The 512-nt window shown below is 68.6% G+C and carries 1 pseudogene; it reads right to left on the bottom strand.

From position 1 onward, the window contains the following. Positions 1-116 precede the first annotated feature (116 nt). Positions 117-512 (bottom strand): annotated as a pseudogene (locus AC1DWF_RS38855) (5-methyltetrahydropteroyltriglutamate--homocysteine S-methyltransferase); the annotation flags it as partial.

The raw sequence follows: 512 nt of genomic DNA, 5'->3' as shown, positions 1-512 counted from the left end.
GGTGTGAGCCATGGGCGCGATCCCTATATTGTCCGGACGGCGATATCCGTCCTTCCGGGCCGAGACAAGGCGCGGGGTCCGGGGGCAGCGAACATGCCCCCGGAGGGTTGGAATGGCTAGGCGCGCGCAGCCTGCGCGGCGGCGACCATATTCTCGATCGCCAGCCGCACCTCCGGCCACTTGCGGGTCTTCAGGCCGCAATCCGGGTTGACCCAGAGCTGGTCCGCCGGCAGGCGGCTGGCCGCCGCCGTCAGCAACTCCGTCATCTCGCCCACCGCCGGCACGCGCGGCGAATGGATGTCGTAGACGCCCGGCCCGATCTCCGCGGGGTAGCGGTAGCCCGCGAAGGCGCCCAGCAGCTCCATCTTCGACCGCGCGGTCTCGATGGAGATCACGTCGGCATCCATCGCGCCGATCGAGGCGATGATGTCGTTGAACTCCGAGTAGCACATGTGGGTGTGGATCTGCGTCGCATCCGCCACGCCCGAGGCGGTGATGCGGAAGCACTCCAC

Source organism: Aminobacter sp. P4_D5 (assembly GCF_056401815.1).
The sequence above is the reverse complement of the archived record's forward strand: the minus strand, read 5'-3'. Positions and strand labels throughout refer to the sequence as shown.